The 16931-nt window shown below is 69.6% G+C and carries 13 protein-coding genes; 6 read left to right on the forward strand and 7 right to left on the reverse strand.

Annotated elements, in window-relative coordinates; translation table 11 throughout:
* Positions 1–72: 72 nt before the first annotated feature.
* Positions 73–2064 (reverse strand): DUF6541 family protein, encoded by a 1992-nt coding sequence (locus AHOG_RS00630; protein ID WP_093939628.1) that lies wholly within the window; start codon positions 2062–2064, stop codon positions 73–75.
* A 186-nt stretch (positions 2065–2250) separates the two neighbouring features.
* Between AHOG_RS00630 and lhgO the strand changes: the two genes are divergently transcribed.
* The 3 genes from lhgO (at position 2251) to AHOG_RS00650 (ending at position 8567) form a co-directional block, all read left to right on the forward strand.
* A complete protein-coding gene (gene lhgO / locus AHOG_RS00635; RefSeq protein WP_093939629.1) occupies positions 2251–3444 on the forward strand; it encodes an L-2-hydroxyglutarate oxidase in 1194 nt (397 codons plus the stop codon).
* Positions 3445–5366: 1922 nt separating this feature from the next.
* A complete protein-coding gene (glf, locus tag AHOG_RS00645) occupies positions 5367–6554 on the forward strand; it encodes a UDP-galactopyranose mutase (protein ID WP_093939631.1) in 1188 nt (395 codons plus the stop codon).
* Positions 6555–6557: 3 nt separating this feature from the next.
* On the forward strand, positions 6558–8567 hold the full coding sequence (locus tag AHOG_RS00650; protein ID WP_093939632.1) for a glycosyltransferase: 2010 nt from the start codon (positions 6558–6560) through the stop codon (positions 8565–8567).
* Positions 8568–8815: 248 nt separating this feature from the next.
* Here AHOG_RS00650 and AHOG_RS00655 read toward each other — a convergent pair whose 3' ends face one another.
* The gene (locus AHOG_RS00655; protein WP_245856499.1) at positions 8816–9427 is read right to left on the reverse strand and encodes a TetR/AcrR family transcriptional regulator; all 612 of its coding nucleotides are present in this window, start codon (positions 9425–9427) and stop codon (positions 8816–8818) included.
* 149 nt (positions 9428–9576) lie between these two features.
* Here AHOG_RS00655 and AHOG_RS00660 point away from each other — a divergent pair, with 149 nt between their 5' ends.
* Positions 9577–10428, forward strand: a complete 852-nt coding sequence (locus AHOG_RS00660) for an NAD(P)H-binding protein (RefSeq protein WP_311770190.1) — start codon at positions 9577–9579, stop codon at positions 10426–10428.
* A 190-nt stretch (positions 10429–10618) separates the two neighbouring features.
* On the opposite strand, the gene AHOG_RS00665 is transcribed toward AHOG_RS00660, so the two are convergent.
* From AHOG_RS00665 to AHOG_RS00685, 5 genes are all read right to left on the reverse strand, one after another.
* Entirely contained in the window at positions 10619–10873 is a 255-nt protein-coding gene (locus tag AHOG_RS00665; protein ID WP_157736560.1) for a hypothetical protein, read from the reverse strand.
* Positions 10874–11125: 252 nt separating this feature from the next.
* Positions 11126–12073 carry a galactofuranosyltransferase GlfT1 gene (glfT1, locus tag AHOG_RS00670; RefSeq protein WP_093939635.1) on the reverse strand — a complete coding sequence of 316 codons (948 nt, stop codon included), beginning with the start codon at positions 12071–12073 and terminating at the stop codon, positions 11126–11128.
* Complete coding sequence (gene wzt, locus AHOG_RS00675; protein ID WP_093939636.1) at positions 12070–12888, reverse strand: galactan export ABC transporter ATP-binding subunit Wzt/RfbE; 819 nt, start codon at positions 12886–12888, stop codon at positions 12070–12072. The genes glfT1 and wzt overlap by 4 nt, the downstream gene beginning before the upstream one ends.
* Before the next feature lie 15 nt (positions 12889–12903).
* Positions 12904–13764 carry a galactan export ABC transporter permease subunit Wzm/RfbD gene (wzm, locus tag AHOG_RS00680; protein WP_093944026.1) on the reverse strand — a complete coding sequence of 287 codons (861 nt, stop codon included), beginning with the start codon at positions 13762–13764 and terminating at the stop codon, positions 12904–12906.
* A gap of 121 nt (positions 13765–13885) precedes the next feature.
* Positions 13886–14473: a bacterial proteasome activator family protein gene (locus tag AHOG_RS00685; RefSeq protein WP_169725789.1), complete on the reverse strand. Its 588-nt coding sequence runs from the start codon at positions 14471–14473 to the stop codon at positions 13886–13888.
* A 279-nt stretch (positions 14474–14752) separates the two neighbouring features.
* Here AHOG_RS00685 and AHOG_RS00690 point away from each other — a divergent pair, with 279 nt between their 5' ends.
* Positions 14753–15952, forward strand: coding sequence for a cysteine desulfurase-like protein (locus AHOG_RS00690; RefSeq protein ID WP_093939637.1), 1200 nt, complete (start codon positions 14753–14755; stop codon positions 15950–15952).
* A gap of 296 nt (positions 15953–16248) precedes the next feature.
* Positions 16249–16914, forward strand: coding sequence for a class I SAM-dependent methyltransferase (locus tag AHOG_RS00695; protein ID WP_093939638.1), 666 nt, complete (start codon positions 16249–16251; stop codon positions 16912–16914).
* The last annotated feature ends 17 nt before the right edge of the window (positions 16915–16931 follow it).

The raw sequence follows: 16931 nt of genomic DNA on the forward strand, positions 1-16931 counted from the left end.
GCCGCGGCGTCAGTCGGGAGCGCCCGCCGCCGCCCGCCGGGCCGCGGGCAGGCGGGGTGGTGCGATCGCTGGTCAGTCCGCGCAGGCGGTGATCCGGTAGAGCTGCATCTCGCCGTCCTCGACGACGAGCTCGAAGCCCGGTGAGCCGGGGGCGGCGTCGATTCCCGGATAGTTCGCCTGCCGCGAGTCCCACGGCCAGTAGTAGTCGGGCGACGCCTTGATCAGGTACTCGATGCCCTGATCCCGGACCGCCTGGCAGGCCCGAGGATCCTCGTCGACGTCGGCGAGATGCTCGGCGAGGTACTCCTGATCCTCGCCCCACTCGAAGACGAGGTGCGGGTACAGCACCCGACGACCCTCCAACGCCCACAGCAGCGGGCTGCCGTCCCACGGCTGGTTGGCCACCATCGCGTCGGGCGGCACGATGTCGGCCACCTCCTCGAAGAATCGGCGCTCCTCGGCGGTCACGAGGTTCAGGGCCGGATCGGGGACGCCCTCCGGGTAGAGGCGGGCGATGATCTCCGGATGGTCGCGCGCGTACATGCCGCCGGTGAGGATGACCAGCAGGATGCCGAGCAGCAGGGTGACCGGGGCGTTCGTCCTGGTCAGTCGGCCGATCGGCCCGGCCGTCCACTCGCGTTCGGCCAGTGCCTTGCGGATCGCGTGCGCGATGCTGATCAGGCCGAGCAGCGCCAGCGGCACCGAGGTGATCGGCACCATGGCGGCGAGCCGGGCCGCGTCGTTGTACCAGAAGGCGGTCAGCAGCATCGACAGGTCGGTGTCCAGCGCGGACGCGAACATGTAGAGCCCCGCCGTGATGACGTGGGCGAAGACGAGCCAGCGATTCACCACGGACCGCCAGGCCGACACGAGGCCGACGATCACGAGGAAGGCCAGCAGCCAGGTGGCCGATCGACCCCCCAGGCCGCCGAAGGCGACCTCGCCGAGCGCCTGGGCGGGGGATTGGAAGGCGGGCCAGTCATGCGAGCTGAGCTCGGCGTACATCGCCGTCGAGCGGAAGACCGCCCATCCCGTCAGCGCGACCGCGACCGGGACGACGACGACGGCGCAGGCCAGGATGTACCGCTTCGCCGTCATCAGAACACGCGCCTGCCGGAACAGGGCGATGGCCACGGGGGCGGCGCTCAGCGCGAGCAGGCTGAACACCGAGTTCGGGTGCGCCATGCCGCCGCCTGCCAGGGCCGCGAGCAGGAGAAGGACCGCCTGGCCTCGGCGTAGCGTCGCCCGTTCGGTCAGCCCGGTCAGCGCCACGACGGCCGCCAGGCCGACAGGCAGCACCGCCAGGCCCGCCAGATTCGGCCAGATCACCCCGAAGCCGAGGAGATTCCACGGGAACGACGCGAAACCCATGCTGAGCAGGCCGGTCAGCGCCATCGCGGGCATCGACGGGCCGACGATCACCCGGACGAGCAGCAGGCAGGACAGCGGCCAGGCGACCAGGGCGATGACGGCCGCGGTGAGGTTCGCCGCCGCGACCACTCCGACCCCGGTGACCGGCTCGACGAGCGCGGCGAGGGCGTGGAAGACGGCCGGATAGAAGCCGCCGTCGCCGTTGGGGTCGGTGGCCCCGCCGACGGCGAGACTCGATGCGTTGCCGTCCTCGAGGATGAAGGTGATGGCGTTGAGGTGGAAGACGGCGTCGAAGGCCTGGACGAGGCGGTCCGGTTCGCCCATGCCCGCGGCGACGGTGAGGGCGCCGACGGGCAGGGCGGCCAGGATGCCCACTGCCGCGGCGATCCGGATCGGCAGCGGATCAGGGTCGGGGCCGGGCGGTGCGGAGCGGCGGCGGGCGAGCAGCAGCCGAATGCCGAGCGCGACGATCGAGGCGAGCACCGTGCCGCCCGCGACGATCAGCGGGCTCCAGGTGATGCCTGCCGCCCCCGCCACGACGGCGATGGACCCGATCAGGGCGAGGCTGCCCAACGGCGCGGCCCCCCAGGCCGGAATTCCCCGAAAGCCCGCCGCGTAGGCGAGGAGCAGGCCGGGCGCCACCAGCCAGCCGAGTGCGATCAGCGCTGTCGGGACGGCTTCCAACCAGCTCATTCGTCAAGTCCCCATTGCCTCGGCGGCACGCCGCCTTCCCCCAGGGCGTGCCGCATGTGTTCGGCGAGATCGTCGTCGGGCCGCACTGCGTGCCATGCCGTCGGCCGGATTCTAAGCCGGCAGGCTGGATGGGCGATCGGTGCACAGCGTGAGTGGTACAGCCGACAGGGTGAACTGGAGCGGGAGATGTCACACATCGTGGTGATCGGGGGAGGCATCGTCGGTCTGGCGGTGGCCCGGGAGCTTCTCCTTCGACGTGGGTGTCGGGTCACCGTTCTGGAGAAGGAGCCTCGGTGGGCTCGCCACCAGACCGGACACAACAGCGGCGTCGTCCATGCCGGGCTGTACTACGCGGCAGGCAGCCTCAAGGCGCGGCTGTGCCGGGCCGGGAACCGGTCCATCATCGATTACGCCCGATCCCGAGGTGTCGCGGCGAGGCGGACCGGCAAGCTCGTGGTGGCCGTCGACGAGTCGGAACTGCCTCGCCTGCACGCCCTCGCCGCGCGGGCCGCCGCCAACGGGGTGACGGCGCGACTGATCAGCGCCGCGCAGGCTCGGGAGCACGAGCCCGAGGTCGACTGCGTCGCCGCCCTGCACGTCGTCGACACCGGCGTCGTGGACTACGTCGCCCTCAGCGGGGCGCTCGTGCGGGACCTTGCCGAGCACGGGGCGGACCTGCGGCTGGACAGTGCGGTGCTCGGGATCCGCCACCGGCACGGCCGAGTCGAGATCGCGACCGGGCACGGTGTCGACGTCTTCGACGGGCTGGTGAACTGCGCGGGCCTGCACAGCGATGTCGTGGCCCGGATGGCCGGGATCGTGCCCACGGCTCGGATCGTCCCGTTCCGGGGCGAGTTCCACGCGCTGCGACCCGAGCGTCGTCACCTGGTGCGCGGCCTGATCTACCCCGTGCCCGACCCGACGCTGCCCTTCCTCGGCGTCCACCTGACCAGGGGAGTCGACGGCGAGGTGCACGCCGGCCCCAACGCGGTGCTCGCCCTGGCTCGCGAGGGGTACCGATGGCGAGACGTGTCGGTACGGGACCTGGCCGAGGTGGCGGCCTTCGGCGGGGCCTGGCGGCTGGCCCGGCGTCACCTGCGCACCGGGGTGGCCGAGGTCCGTCGCTCGTGGTCCAGGGAGCGGTTCGCTCGGGATCTGGCGCGGCTGGTGCCCGCGATCCGGGCCGAGGATCTCGTCCCGCATCCTGCCGGGGTGCGGGCGCAGGCCGTGCTGCCGGACGGTCGCCTGGTCGACGACTTCCTCGTGCAGACGGGGAAGCGACAGGTGCACGTCCTCAACGCGCCGTCGCCCGCGGCCACCAGCGCGCTGGAGATCGCCCGGCATCTCGGGGATCGAGTGGTGGCGGCGGTCGGGCTGTGACCGCGGGCGCGCGGCGTGGAGGCTCTGCCGTCTCCCGCGCGGGAGACGCGGCGGCAGGCTGGTGCCCGGAGTATCGGCGGCAGACAGGAAGACGGCCGTCTCGGGAGCGCGTTGCGGATTCGCGGAGGAACGCCCGTCGACCCGTCGGCCCGTCGAGCCCCGGTCGTCGGTGGAGCCGTTCGCCGCGATGATCGGCCTACGGTCGGTGAGCAGCGTTTCGGTGATCTCGCAGGGCGATCCACGGGGCGACGGTATGGGGCCGGATACCTGGCCTGCTCGCGGTCGCCGCCGTTCTGAGTATGGAGAAGACGGAACGAGTCGACGCGCCCTGTCACGGTGGGTAATCCCGCCGCGGTCCGCAGACGATCATCGCGCCTTCCGATGTGGTGGACGTCGGGGACCCGACGATGTCGGCCGGCGGTTCACGGGCGACCTGTCGACCGGTCTGGTTTCCCGCGTCGAGACGGTGACGGACTCCCGCGGGAGGTCGATCTTCGCCGATCCGGGACGTCGTCCCGACGGTTTCTCCTGGTCGACTCCCATGCCGAGGCGATCCGGGACGCATTCGTCCGGCACGGACTTCCGCCGGCCGGGGTGCTGATCGATCTCGGTTATTCCCGCCGTGGTTCATCCCGGCGCATGACACAGGACGAACCGGTACCGACGTCGCAGGCATGACACGTCGCCCGAGTTCACGATCGGCATGTCACGACGATTCTCGGCACGGCTCGACGGATTCCTCGGCAAGGGCGCTGTCGTGCACGATCGACGGGACCGGCCCACTCGTCGGATGCCTGTCGTGATTCTCGAGGGGACCGGCGACCGTCTTCTCTTCGGATGTCCTCGACGCGGTGGGCGAGGCACGACCCGACACCCGTCTCGCGGCTGACCGCTCGCCGTCGACCTGCCGGTTCTCCGTAGCCGGGCATCGTCGGCAGACGCGTCTTCGAAGCAGCCGGGGGTGGCGTGGCGGCGTGCCGCCGGGCTTCGCGCTCGAGTCCGCCGCTGGTCGTATGGCGGCAGGACGGCGATCGTCGTCGAGCCGAGTCGTCGCGGCCGGACGGGGAAAGCGGTCGAGAGCGAAATCGAGGCGGTTCTATTCGAGCGCTCCCGCCGACCAGATCGCCCGATCGCAGCCTGCGCACCGCCGTGGCACGGAGTGCTCGGTTTCGCCGTGATGATCCTCTGCGACCGGTCCGGTCGTTCGCCGCGAGCCCGCCGGGTACCCGCGGCGGCATGGGGAAGCCCGAGAACCGGGTCGTGATGAATCGGCTGGCGTGGCCGGTGGACGTCGGGACCGTCCATTCTTCGGGTGTCGGGCGACGAGCATCGATGTCATCCCGGTGCACCGAGTCGCCTCCGTCGCGGGCCGCGCCGAGTGCGCTTCGGTGTGCACTGCCGCGATCGCAGGTGCTGTTCCACTTCGGATATTGATTTTTCGACGCATTCATTGTCACGGAAGGTGATCGTCCGGGTACTTCTCGACTCGTGAAGTGGCGGTGAAATGCGGTCGAGTCGATTCGATGTCCTCGGCCTGCTTCGTCGGCGACTGTCGCGTCGTGATCGGTTGCGCGGCTGTGATCGGTTGCCGGGAGAGTTCGGTGATCCGGTCGAGATCGGTCGAATCGGTCCGTCGAGGGCGTCGACGCGCTCGACCGGCCGCTCGCCGACGGTCGCCGTCGAGTCCGCCGTGTCTCGACTCCGGCATCCGCCGCCGGAATCGATCCAGGATGGCGGGCGTCTGGCGAACCGGCAGGTGGTGCCGCAGTCGGGTGTCGATGCGCGCCGAATCGAGCCGGGGGATCTCCGCTGCCCGGCCCGTTCCCGGCTCGTGCTCTCCGAGCAGCCGTCATCCGGACGGACGGCCCGTGAGGAGACGGTGGGTTCATGCGTCGACGGCGCTATTAGTACTCTCGACGACCGTGAGCTTTGATGGCTATGACTTGATCGTTGTGGGTTCGGGTTTCTTCGGCCTTACGGTTGCCGAGCGGGCCGCCACCCAGCTGAACAAGCGGGTACTGGTGCTCGATCGCCGTGAGCACATCGGGGGCAACGCTTATTCAGAGGCCGAGCCCGAGACCGGGATCGAGGTGCACCGCTACGGGGCACACCTGTTCCACACCTCCAACAAGCGCGTGTGGGATTACGTCAACCAGTTCACCGACTTCACGGATTACCAACACCGGGTGTTCACGATCTTCCAGGGTCGCGTTTTCCCCATGCCGGTCAACCTGGCGACGATCTGCGAGTACTTCGGCGAGTACCTGACCCCCGACCAGGCCAAGGCGCTCGTCGCCGAGCAGGCGGGTGAGATCGACACCAAGGAGGCCGCCAACCTCGAGGAGAAGGCGATCTCGCTGATCGGTCGTCCGCTGTACGAGGCGTTCGTCCGCGGCTACACCGCCAAGCAGTGGCAGACCGACCCCAAGAACCTGCCCGCGGCGATCATCTCGCGCCTCCCCGTCCGTTACAACTTCAACAATCGGTACTTCAACGACACCTACGAGGGTCTGCCCGTCGACGGGTACACCGCGTGGCTGGAGAAGATGGCCGAGCACGAGAACATCGAGGTCCGGTTGGGCGTCGACTTCTTCGACGTGCGCGACCAGCTGCCCGAGGGCGCTCCGATCGTCTTCACCGGCGCCCTGGACCGCTACTTCGACTACTCCGAGGGCGCGCTGTCCTGGCGGACACTGGACTTCGAGCAGGAGGTCCTGCCCATCGGCGACTTCCAGGGCACCCCGGTGATGAACTACGCCGACGAGGACGTCACCTACACCCGCATCCACGAGTTCCGGCACTTCCACCCGGAGCGCGAGTACCCGACCGACAAGACCGTCGTGGTACGAGAGTTCTCCCGCTTCGCGGAGGAGAAGGACGAGCCGTACTACCCGATCAACACCGCCGAGGACCGGGCGAAGCTCGAGAAGTACCGCGAGCTGGCGAAGCAGGAGGCGAAGCAGCGCAAGGTCCTCTTCGGTGGCAGGCTCGGTACCTACAAGTACCTGGACATGCACATGGCCATCGGTTCGGCGCTGAGCATGTTCGACAACCGCATCGCCCCCTACTTCACCGAGGGCCGCTCGCTCGACGGCTCGTTGGAGGACTGAGACGTGACCGAGCAACCCGGGCAGCCGAAGGCGACCCGCCAGCACGACTCCGCGCCCGCCGCAGGCGAGTCGGTGGAGTCCGTGCCCGCCGCCGACGCCGACAGCAAGGTCAGCGACCAGACCTCGGTCCGGGTGAGCAGCCGCTCCGGTGTCCAGCCGGCGCAGGTGCTGCAACGGCTCATCCTGCCGAGGGACGAGGACCCGCTCGACGTCCGTCCGCTGTACCTCGACGAGCCGGAGAACCTGCACACGCACGTCTCCGGCAGGCACGCGGCGACGGTGCCCCCGTCGGCGAAGGTGTCGTTCGCGGCGTACTTCAACGCCTTCCCCGCCAGCTACTGGAAGCGGTGGACCCGCGTCAACGAGGTGACGCTGCGCCTGTCCGTGAAGGGCACCGGCCGCGTCGACCTGTACCGGTCCAAGCCCAGCGGCGACATCGTGCACCTGGAAGGCCATCCGGTCCGCAGCGCCAAGGCGTGGAGCACGGTCGAGATCCGGGTCAGCCTCGCGCCGTTCGAGGACGGCGGCTGGATCTGGTTCGACGTCTTCACCGACGAGACCGCGCTTCAGATCAAGGACGCGGCCTGGACCACCGACGAGGACCTTCCTCGGCAGAAGATGGCGATCGGCATCACGACGATGCGTCCCGTCGACGCCGTGATCGCGCTGCGCGCGCTCGGTGAGGACCGGGACGTGCTCGACGTCGTGCAGAAGGTGTTCGTCGCCGACCAGGGCAATGTGAAGGTCCGGGAGACCGAGGGCTTCGCGGAGGCGGCCAAGCTGCTCGGCGACCGGCTGGAGGTCATCGAGCAGGAGAACCTCGGCGGATCCGGCGGCTTCACCCGAGGCCTCTACGAGGCGATCGAGCACACCGACGTCGATCAGGTCATGCTGATGGACGACGACATCCGTCTGGAGCCCGACTCGGTGCTCCGTTCCAACGCCTTCACCAGGGCGCTGGCGCAGCCGGTGGTCGTCGGCAGCCACATGCTCAACCTGCAGGCCAGGGCTCGGCTGCACAGCATGGGCGAGGTCGTCGACCTCAACAGCTGCTTCTGGCGGCCCGCGCCCGGTGCCGTCGTGGACCACGACTTCGGCGAGGAGTCGCTGCGCGAGACGCCGGAGCTGCACAGCCGGATCAACGCCACCTACAACGGCTGGTGGATGTGCAACTTCCCCCGTGAGGTCATCGAGCGCACCGGCTACCCGCTGCCCCTGTTCATCAAGTGGGATGACGCGGAGTACTCGCTGCGGGCCGCCGAGCACGGCTTCCCGACGGTGAGCCTGCCGGGCTCGGCGGTCTGGCACATGCCGTGGACGGACAAGAACGACGCCACGGACTGGACGGCCTACTTCCACACCCGCAATCGGCTGATCCTCGCGGCGCTGCACAGCCCCTATGACGTGCGGCGGACCCTGCTCAAGCAGGGACTCAAGCTGTCGCTGCGGCACCTGCTGTCGATGGAGTACTCCACCGTCGCGGTGCAGCAGAAGGCGATCGAGGACTTCCTGGCGGGCCCGGACGGTCTGGTCGAGTCGCTGCGCACGGCGCTGCCCGAGGTCCGGGAACTGCGGAACAACTACAGCGACGCCCAGGTGCTGCCCTCGTCGCGGGAGTTCCCGCCGCCGACCTTCGACATGGTCCGGGCCGAGGCGATGCTGAAGCCGCCGGTGAATCCGGTGGTCATCGCGGCACGTGCCTCGAAGGCGCTGCTGCACAATCTGCGTGCGCCGGAGACGGCGGCCAAGGAACGGCCGCAGATGAACGTGCCGTCGAGCAGCGCGCTGTGGTTCCTGCTGGGATCGCTGGACAGTGCGACCGTGTCCAATGCGGACGGCTCCGGGGTGGCGTTCCGCCGCCGCGACCCGGAGGAGTTCCGCAAGCTGGGCGCGCAGGTGATCAACAACTACCGGCGCCTGATGCGTGAGTGGCCTCGGCTCAAGCGTGCCTATCGGGACGCCATGCCGGAGCTGACCAGCGCCGACTCGTGGAAGCGGGTCTTCGGCGACTGACCCGCGCCGACGTCTGAAACTCTGCCGAGGCGGTGGCGACCGGAGTGACATCCGGTCGCCACCGCCTCGTCGTGTCGGCGGGCCGACCCGTGCAGAGGTCGGTGTCGGACGCGCGCCCCTGCCACGCCGATCGTGTTTCGGTGATCTCGCCACATCCGGTCCGCGTCCGGGCTGGAGCGAAGGCCCGGGTCACCTGGGTGGTTCGCGTCGAACCGGCCTCGACCGCGCCGTCTCGGGCGACGGCGTCGTCATCGTCCGTCCGAGTCGGGCCCGCGCACTCGGATTCCGTCCAGGAGGTAGGCGGTTCGGCGGTCGTAGTCGCCGCGCGGAGGCAGCTCGCCGTGCTTGAGGGCGAGGGCGTTGTCGACGACGAGCGCGTGGAGGTCGCCCGCCGTGAACTCCGGCCGCAGCGCGCCGGTCGTCCGCGCTGCGGCGACGAGTTCGTCGTTGATCTCGGTACCGGCCCGGCAGATCTCCATGAGCTGTCGTGAGTGCGGATAGGTCTGCAACAGGACGTCGTTGACGGCCGGCTGGCGGTATTGGAGGTCGCGTATGGCGGTGAGGTAGTACGCGATCCGCTCGTCGACGTCGTCGACGGACCGGGTGTGGTCGATGACGGCGAACAGCTCCGTCGCGACGACCTCCTCGATGACGGCCTCGATGAGGCCGATCCGGCCGCCGAACCGGTTGAAGACGGTGGCCTTGCTCACTCCTGCCGCCTTGGCGACCTCTTCAAGCGGCACGGTCAGGCCTCGTCCTTGGAAGGCACCGATCGCGGCGGAGCGGATCTGTTCGGAGTTGCGCCTGGCGTCGGCGCGCAGTCGGGCCTTCGCCGGGACCGCGCCCTCCACGGTGCTCACGGTCTCGCACCGCCCCTCGTCCGCAGAAGTTGACTCACCGGGTCAGATTACCTACGGTGGCCGCCAGGAGCGAATTTGACCTACCTGGTCAAGTTGTCGTGCCTGCTACCACCAGGGTGGATGCGGCGCGAACGCGCGAGGAAGGGGAGATGATAATGATCATCATCACCGGTGCGACCGGCGGGCTGGGGCGTGCCACCGTCGAGCACCTCCTCAAGCGGCTACCCGCCGACCGGATCGGCGTCAGTGTCCGTGACGCGGCGAGGGCGCGGGACCTGGCCGACCGCGGCGTCCGGGTCCGGCAGGGCTCTTACGAGGACCCCGCCGCATTGCGCGACTCCTTCGCGGGAGCCGAACAGGTGCTGCTGGTGTCCGGCAACGACCCGTCGGCCGACCTGGTGTCCCTGCATCGCGATGCCGTCGACGCCGCCGTCGCGGCGGGCGCCCGAAGGATCCTCTACACGAGCCAGCAGGCCGCCGTCCCCGGGAATCCGTACCGGCCGTCGGAGATCCACATCGCGACCGAGGCGATCCTCGCCGAACGGCCGGTGGCCTGGACCGCGCTGCGCAACGGCGCCTACGGCACGCTGGCGGAGACGCTCGGCCCGTGGCGACGGACTGGGAAGATCGCCCTGCCGGCGGACGGGCCCGTTCCGTACACCGACCGTGCCGAGGTCGCCGAGGCCATGGCGGTCATCCTTGCCGGTGACCGTTCCTTCGACGGGCCGGTCACCCTCACCGCGCCGACCGCCGTCACCTTCGGCGATCTCGCCGAGATCGCCTCCGATCTCACCGGCCGCCACATCGAGCGCGTCGTCGTGGAGGACGAACAGTGGGTCGCCGATCAGATCAGGACCGGCGTTCCGGAGCAGGCCGCCCGACTCATGCTCACCTGGTACCAGGCGGGCCGCGCAGGCTGGTTCGCCACCGCCGACCCCCTGCTGGCCGAACTCCTCGGCCGCGAGCCCCGCGGCGTCGCCGACCGGCTCGCGGCGGCCTGAGGCGGCGACCTGCGCACCGCGTGATCGTGGGTCCGATCCTGTTGTAGAGCGATGCGTGGTGGGCGCGCCGCACCGTCCGCGATGCGACGTCGAGGGCGGACCGGCCGTCGCGGCCTCGCTACGAGAGGACCGCGACCGTCCCGCTGACCGGTACCGCCGCAGGCTCGTCTCGTGAACCGGGCCTGCGCCCCTAGTCCGTCTTCGCAGGCCTGCCGTAGGCGGCGGTGCCCCGGCCCAGAGCGCTGAGATGCGCCGTCACCAGCTGCGCGAAGTTGACGACGACCTCCCCGCCGTCCTGGGTCGGCACGACCTCGGTCGCGCCGTTGCGGACCAGTTCGACCAGCCCCGTTCGCAGTTCCTGCGCCGCCTCCTCGGACACCGCGATGGTGAGGGGGCCGCCGCCGTTGACGGGATGCAGGATCAAGGCCTGCCCAGAAGTGCTCATGGGCGCCATCAGACCTCATCGGCCTGGCGAGCCGCAGCGGTTTTCACCGTGGGCGCAAAGCCGTGCCCCGATTCCGCGCCGGGTCGGCCGCGTCGGGCGCGGCGATCTCGGTCACCCGCACGGCACGGCATCACCGCATGTCCGCCTTGCTCGCGTCGCGGTCGACACGACCGCCGCTGTCGACGGAGACAAGAGAAACGACGAGGCCGCCCCGTCGATGTGGACGAGACGGCCCCGAGTCGTCGCGGCGGCCTACTTGCGGAAGAAGTGCTCCCGGCGTCCCTGCAGGACGAGCCTCACCCACTGACCGAAGGCCTTCGGATCGCGGCGGACGGCGAGGAAGTACAGGCCGAAGCGGAAGACCTCCAGCAGCCCCAGCCTGCGCATGCCCGGCTGGGAGAGCAGATAGCCCCGGTTGCGGTAGGTGTAGTAGCGCTTGACCGGGTCCTCCGGGTCCTGCGCGTGGAACCGGCCGCCGAGCATCGGTTTGAACTCGGCGGAGCCGTCCGGGTGTACGAAGGTCGCCCGCAGCGAGGTGCCGAACGGAAGCCCGGAGCGCACCACCCGGCGGTGGATCTCCACCTCGTCGCCGCGGAAGAAGAGTCGGTAGTCGGGCACGCCGACCACGTCGAGGGCGTTCGCGCGGAACAGCGCGCCGTTGAAGAACGAGGCGATGCCCGGCAGGAACGTGGTGCCCAGCTCGCGCCTGCGTCGCTTCCAGGTCAGCCCCCGGCGCAGCGGGAAGGCCAACAGGTCCGGGTCGTCGATGTTGACCACGACCGGCGACACGACGGCCAGCCTGCGCTGCTCCGCCTCCGACATGAGGGTCTCCAGCGCGGTCTCGTCGCCGGGCCTGCCGTCGTCGTCGCCGAGCCACACCCATTCGGCTCCCAGCGACAGGGCATGCAGCATGCCGAGCGCGAAGCCCCCCGCACCGCCGAGATTGCGGTGTGAGACGAGGTAGGTGGTAGGCAGCGGGCAGGACTCCACGATCGCCCGTGCGGGCTGATCAGGGCCGTTGTCCACGACGATGACGTGGTCGGGGCGGTGGGTCTGCGCGGCGATCACCTTCAGCGAGTCGGCGAGCAGCTCGGCGCGATGCCGGGTGACGATGACCGCCACCACCGATCCGGGCGGCAGCGTAGAGGCCTCGCCCGCGTGCTCGTCGGCGCCCGCGGACGAGGGAGTGCCGTTGGTCATGCCTGCTCACCTGTACCGTTCGCCGTGATCGGCGAGCTGATGCGCGCCATGGTCTCCGGGCTCAGACTCTCGAACGGGTCCTTGCCCTTGTAGTGGGTGAGGACCTCGCGCAGCGAACCGTGTTCGCGGATACGACCCTTGTCCATCCAGATCGCCGAGTTGCACAGTTCGACGAGGAACTCGTCGGAATGCGAGGCGAAGACGAGCATTCCGGATCGCTTGACCAAGTCGTTGAGCCGGTCGCGCGCCTTCTCCAGGAACGCGGCGTCGACCGCGCCGATGCCTTCGTCCAGCAGCAGGATCTCGGGGTCGATGGAGGTGACCACGCCGAGCGCCAGCCGGACGCGCATGCCGGTGGAGTAGGTGCGCAGCGGCATCGCCAGATAATCGCCCAGCTCGGAGAACTCGGCGATCTCGTCGGTCCGCTTCTCCATCTGCCTGCGCGACATTCCGAGGAACAGGCCGCGAATGATGATGTTCTCGTACCCGGAGATCTCCGGGTCCATTCCCACGGCGAGGTCGAAGACCGGAGCGACCTTTCCGACGATCTGGGAATGGCCCTTGGTGGGCTCGTAGATGCCGGTCAGCAGCCGCAGCAGGGTGGACTTCCCCGCGCCGTTGTGGCCGACCAGCGCGACGCGATCGCCGTCGCCGAGCGACAGGTTGATATCGCGTAGCGCTTCGATCTGCGGCACCTTCGTGTCGGTGCCGATTCTGCCGCCCGCCTTGTTGAGCACGGCCTTCTTCAGAGAACGGGACTTCGCGTCGAAGATGGGGAAGTCGACCGAAGCGTTCCAGACATCGATGCTGACCACTTGTTACGGCCTCACTCAGACCCAGTAGGACACACGGGCACGGTAGTTGCGCAGGATGACCAGGGCTGCTCCCCAGCCGAGGACGGTGATGCCTCCGACGATGGCCCAGTGGTGCCACGAGGCCCACTCGCCGAGCATCGGCTGGCGGATGATCTCCAGGAAGTGAAGGAACGGGTTCAGCTGCACGACCCAGAGCTGGGCGGCCACTTCCTCGCTGCGGTCGGCGATGATCGAGTAGTTCCACACGATCGGCGTCATGAAGAACAGCAGCTGCATGAGGCTGCCGGTGACGGGCGGGATGTCCCGGAACCGGGTGGAGATGATGCCCACCAGGATCGCCATCCACATCGCGTTGACCGCCAGGACGGCGAACGCGGGAACGGCCATCAGGCTGTGGAAGCCCAGCGGCTTCGGGAAGATGAACATCAGGATGACGTAGACGACCAGGTTGTGGGCGAAGAACAGCATCTGCCGCCACACCAGTCGATACACGTGCACCGACAACGGCGCCGGGAGCTGCTTGATCAGCCCTTCGTTCGCGATGAAGACCGAGGCGCCTTCGTTGACGTTGCCCGCGATGAAGTTCCAGACGATGAAGCCGACCGTCAGATACGGCAGGTGCGTCGCGAGGTCCTGATTGAACAACGTCGAATAGAGGACGCCGAGCGCGAATGCCGTGACCGCCATGCTGATCGTGATCCACAGCGGGCCGATCACCGAGCGGTTGTAGCCCTGCTTGATGTCCTGCCAGCCGAGGTAGCCCCACAACGGGCGCTGCTGCCATCCTCGGCGCAGGTCGCTGAAGGCGCGACTCCAGCTTCGGTAAGAGGGCTGGGGCGGCTCGGTCGAACGCTCACGCGTGCTGGTTGCCTGCACGGGGGAGAGAGTACCGGCGACGGTGTGTGTGGTCCGTCGCCGGTAGGTCACGCTCCCGTCACTCCTTCGGATCACCTGTATGGGTGACCATTGAGCACTGTGTTGCGAGGCTTGGGCGGGGTCACAGGTACTGACCCATGCCCCGCAGGGGACTGGACTCACCCGGCTCGGTGGCCTTGGTCCCCGGCGGCAGCGCTCCGCGACGCATTTGCTCGAGTTGTGCCCTGGCCGCCATCTGCTGGGCGAACAAGGCCGTCTGAATGCCGTGGAACAGGCCTTCGAGCCAGCCGACGAGCTGCGCCTGGGCGATCCGCAGCTCCGCTTCCGACGGGACCGACTCCTCCGCGAAGGGCAGGGACAGTCGCTCCAGCTCGCGGACCAGCTCGGGTGCCAAGCCCTGCTCCAGCTCCTTGATCGAGGAGACGTGGATCTCGCGGAGCCTGCTGCGGCTCGCCTCGTCGAGCGGCGCGGTCCTGACCTCCTCCAACAGCTGTTTGATCATGGTACCGATGCGCATCACCTTCGCGGGCTGCTCCACCAGGTCGGCGATCTGCTCCCCGTCGTGGCGACCGAGATCGTCGGCGTCGGCCTCGACACCCTCGTCCGGCTCCAACGGCAGGCCGTCGTCGCCGATGAGGACGACCCGGTGCCGCTCGTCGGCGTCCACCTGGTCGGGGTGGTCCTGTCCGTTCTCCCTCTCGCGACTCATGTCTCCATCCTGGACCCGCGGCCCGTCGACGGTGCGGCGGCCCGCCGAAGAGACGAGCCGGGCTCGCCTCCGCGTCGGCACCGTCGAGCACCGCACCCCCTCGGGGATCGGAGCACCGGTCGACCTGCGCGAACGCTCCCGAGGCCCGCCCTCCGCGCCCCTTCTCGCCGACACCCGCCGACGGCGTGCCACCCGACCGGGCCGAGACACGCCTCCGTCGTCGCTCACCGGCCCTGACCCGCGCAGAAGCCACTGGCGCCGCCTCCGTACGGTGGTCCCATGGCGTTCGACGTCGCACGAGTGCGCGGGCTGTTCCCCGCGTTGGGCGACGGCTGGGTGCATCTCGACTCGCCCGCGGGCATGCAGGTGCCGGAGCAGGTCGCCACCGCCGTCGCCACCGCGCTCCGGGCACCCGTCTCCGGCCCGGGTGGTCTGTTCCCCGCATCACAGCGCTCCGCGGCGATCCTGGAGGCGGCGCGCCGCTCGATCGCCGATCTCGTGGGCGCCCACCCGGCGGGGGTCGTCCTCGGTCCCAGCGCGGCCGTGCTGCTGCAACGGCTGGCCGAGGTGGTGTCGGAGAACTGGGTCCTGGGCGACGAGGTCATCGTCTCCCGTCTCGACCATCCCGCGAACGTCGCGCCGTGGCGACGGGCCGCTCAACGCAGCGGGGCCGCCGTCCGCTGGGCGGAGGTCGACATCGAGACGTGCGAGCTGCCGGAATGGCAGTATCGGGAGCTGATCGGGGAACGGACCCAGGTGGTGGCCGTGACCGCGGCCTCCGGCGCCGTCGGCACCAGGCCGGACATCCGTCAGATCGCCGAGTTCGCCTCCGCCGTCGACGCGCTCGTGGTGGTCGACGCCTCCTTCGCCGCACCGTTTCTGCCGCTGGACATCACCGCGATGGGGGCCGACGTCGTGGCGGTGTCGGCGACGTCCTGGGGTGGTCCGCCCGTCGGAGCCCTGGTGTTCCGCGATCCGGCGCTGCTCGACCGGTGGTCCTCGGTCTCGCTCGACCCGGCCGCGCGTGGCCAGGAACGACTGGAGCTGGGGCCGCACGCCTACCCGCTGCTGGCCGGGCTGGTCGCCTCCGTCGACTACCTGGCGGCTCTCGACGACACGGCGAAGGGACCTCGGCGCGAGCGGCTGCTGACCTCGCTCGGATCGGTGAAGGCCTACCAGGCCGGGCTGCTGGCCGGCGTGACGACCGGCTTACGCGCGCTGCCGAAGGTGATGGTGATCGGCGACGCCATGCGCCGGGTGCCCACGATGGCGTTCACCGTGAACGGGATGAAGGCGCGCGACGTCGTCGACCATCTGCTGCGCGGCGGGGTGTGCGCCTTCTCCGATCCGGGGACGCACGACGTCTTCGCGGTGTTGGGCGTCGGCGAGGTCGGCGGCGCGGTGCGGATCGGCCTCGCGCACTACACGACGACCGTCGAGGTGGAGCGGCTCCTCGGGGCGGTCGACGAACTCGGCTGACGTCTGCGGCCGGATTCTCCTCGGCCGAGCAGAACCCGTGGCCGGTGCGGCAGGCCCTGCCGTCCGGGCATATTCGTTGATCCTTTCGGGCGTCGTCCTCGGTGATCCGGTTCCGCTCGGTGTACCTCGGCGCGCATAAGCCTGCCTGCGTTGATGCTTCTGGGCGCATCCCGGATCGGATGATGGTCGGGCCGTCGACGGGTGCGATTGAATGACGGTGGTCAGGCTGCGGTGCCGACCGCGGGCAGTGACGGACATCCACGCCGCATGGCGTGCGACCAGGGGGAAGGTGATCGGTGGACGGCTTCGCCTCGCAGGCTGTCGCCGACCTCGCCGCCTGGCAGCGGCTCGGACCGCTGCTCACGGACTACCTGCCGTTTCCGGCGGGCTCGCTGCGCCCGACCGCGATCGTCGCCCTGCTGGACGAGGTGCTGATCGGCGACCGCAGCGTCGTGGTCCAGTGCGGCAGCGGCTCCTCCTCGATCCTGCTGGCCCGGCTGCTGAGCAGACGGGGCTTCGGCAGGCTGCTCGCCTTGGAGCACGACGAACGGGCGGCGGCGTTCGTCACCAGCCAGTTGCGGCGAGAACGACTCTCCGAGGTGGCGCGGGTGGTGCACACGCCGCTGGCGGCGCATCCGGCCGCCGTCGGCGGGCTCTCCTGGTACGAGCCGTCGGTCGTCTTCGAGATGGTCACGTCCTTCGTCGATCGCAACGGGCTCGTCGACCTGCTGCTCGTGGACGGCCCGCCGATCGCGGACGGCGTTCCCGAGACGGACCTGTCCAGGTACCCCGCGCTGCCGGTGCTGCGCGGCGCGTTGTCACCCGGCGCGACGGTCCTGGTGGGCGACGACGCGGACCCGCAGAGCGGGCGGGCGGTGCTCGACCGGTGGTCACGGGAGTTCGGCCTGCGATTTCATCGCGACCGGACGGCCGGGCTGGCCGTCGCCGTCGTGCGGATCTGACGCCGACCGAGCAACAC

This window comes from Actinoalloteichus hoggarensis (genome assembly GCF_002234535.1).
Classification (GTDB): Bacteria; Actinomycetota; Actinomycetes; order Mycobacteriales; family Pseudonocardiaceae; genus Actinoalloteichus_A; species Actinoalloteichus_A hoggarensis.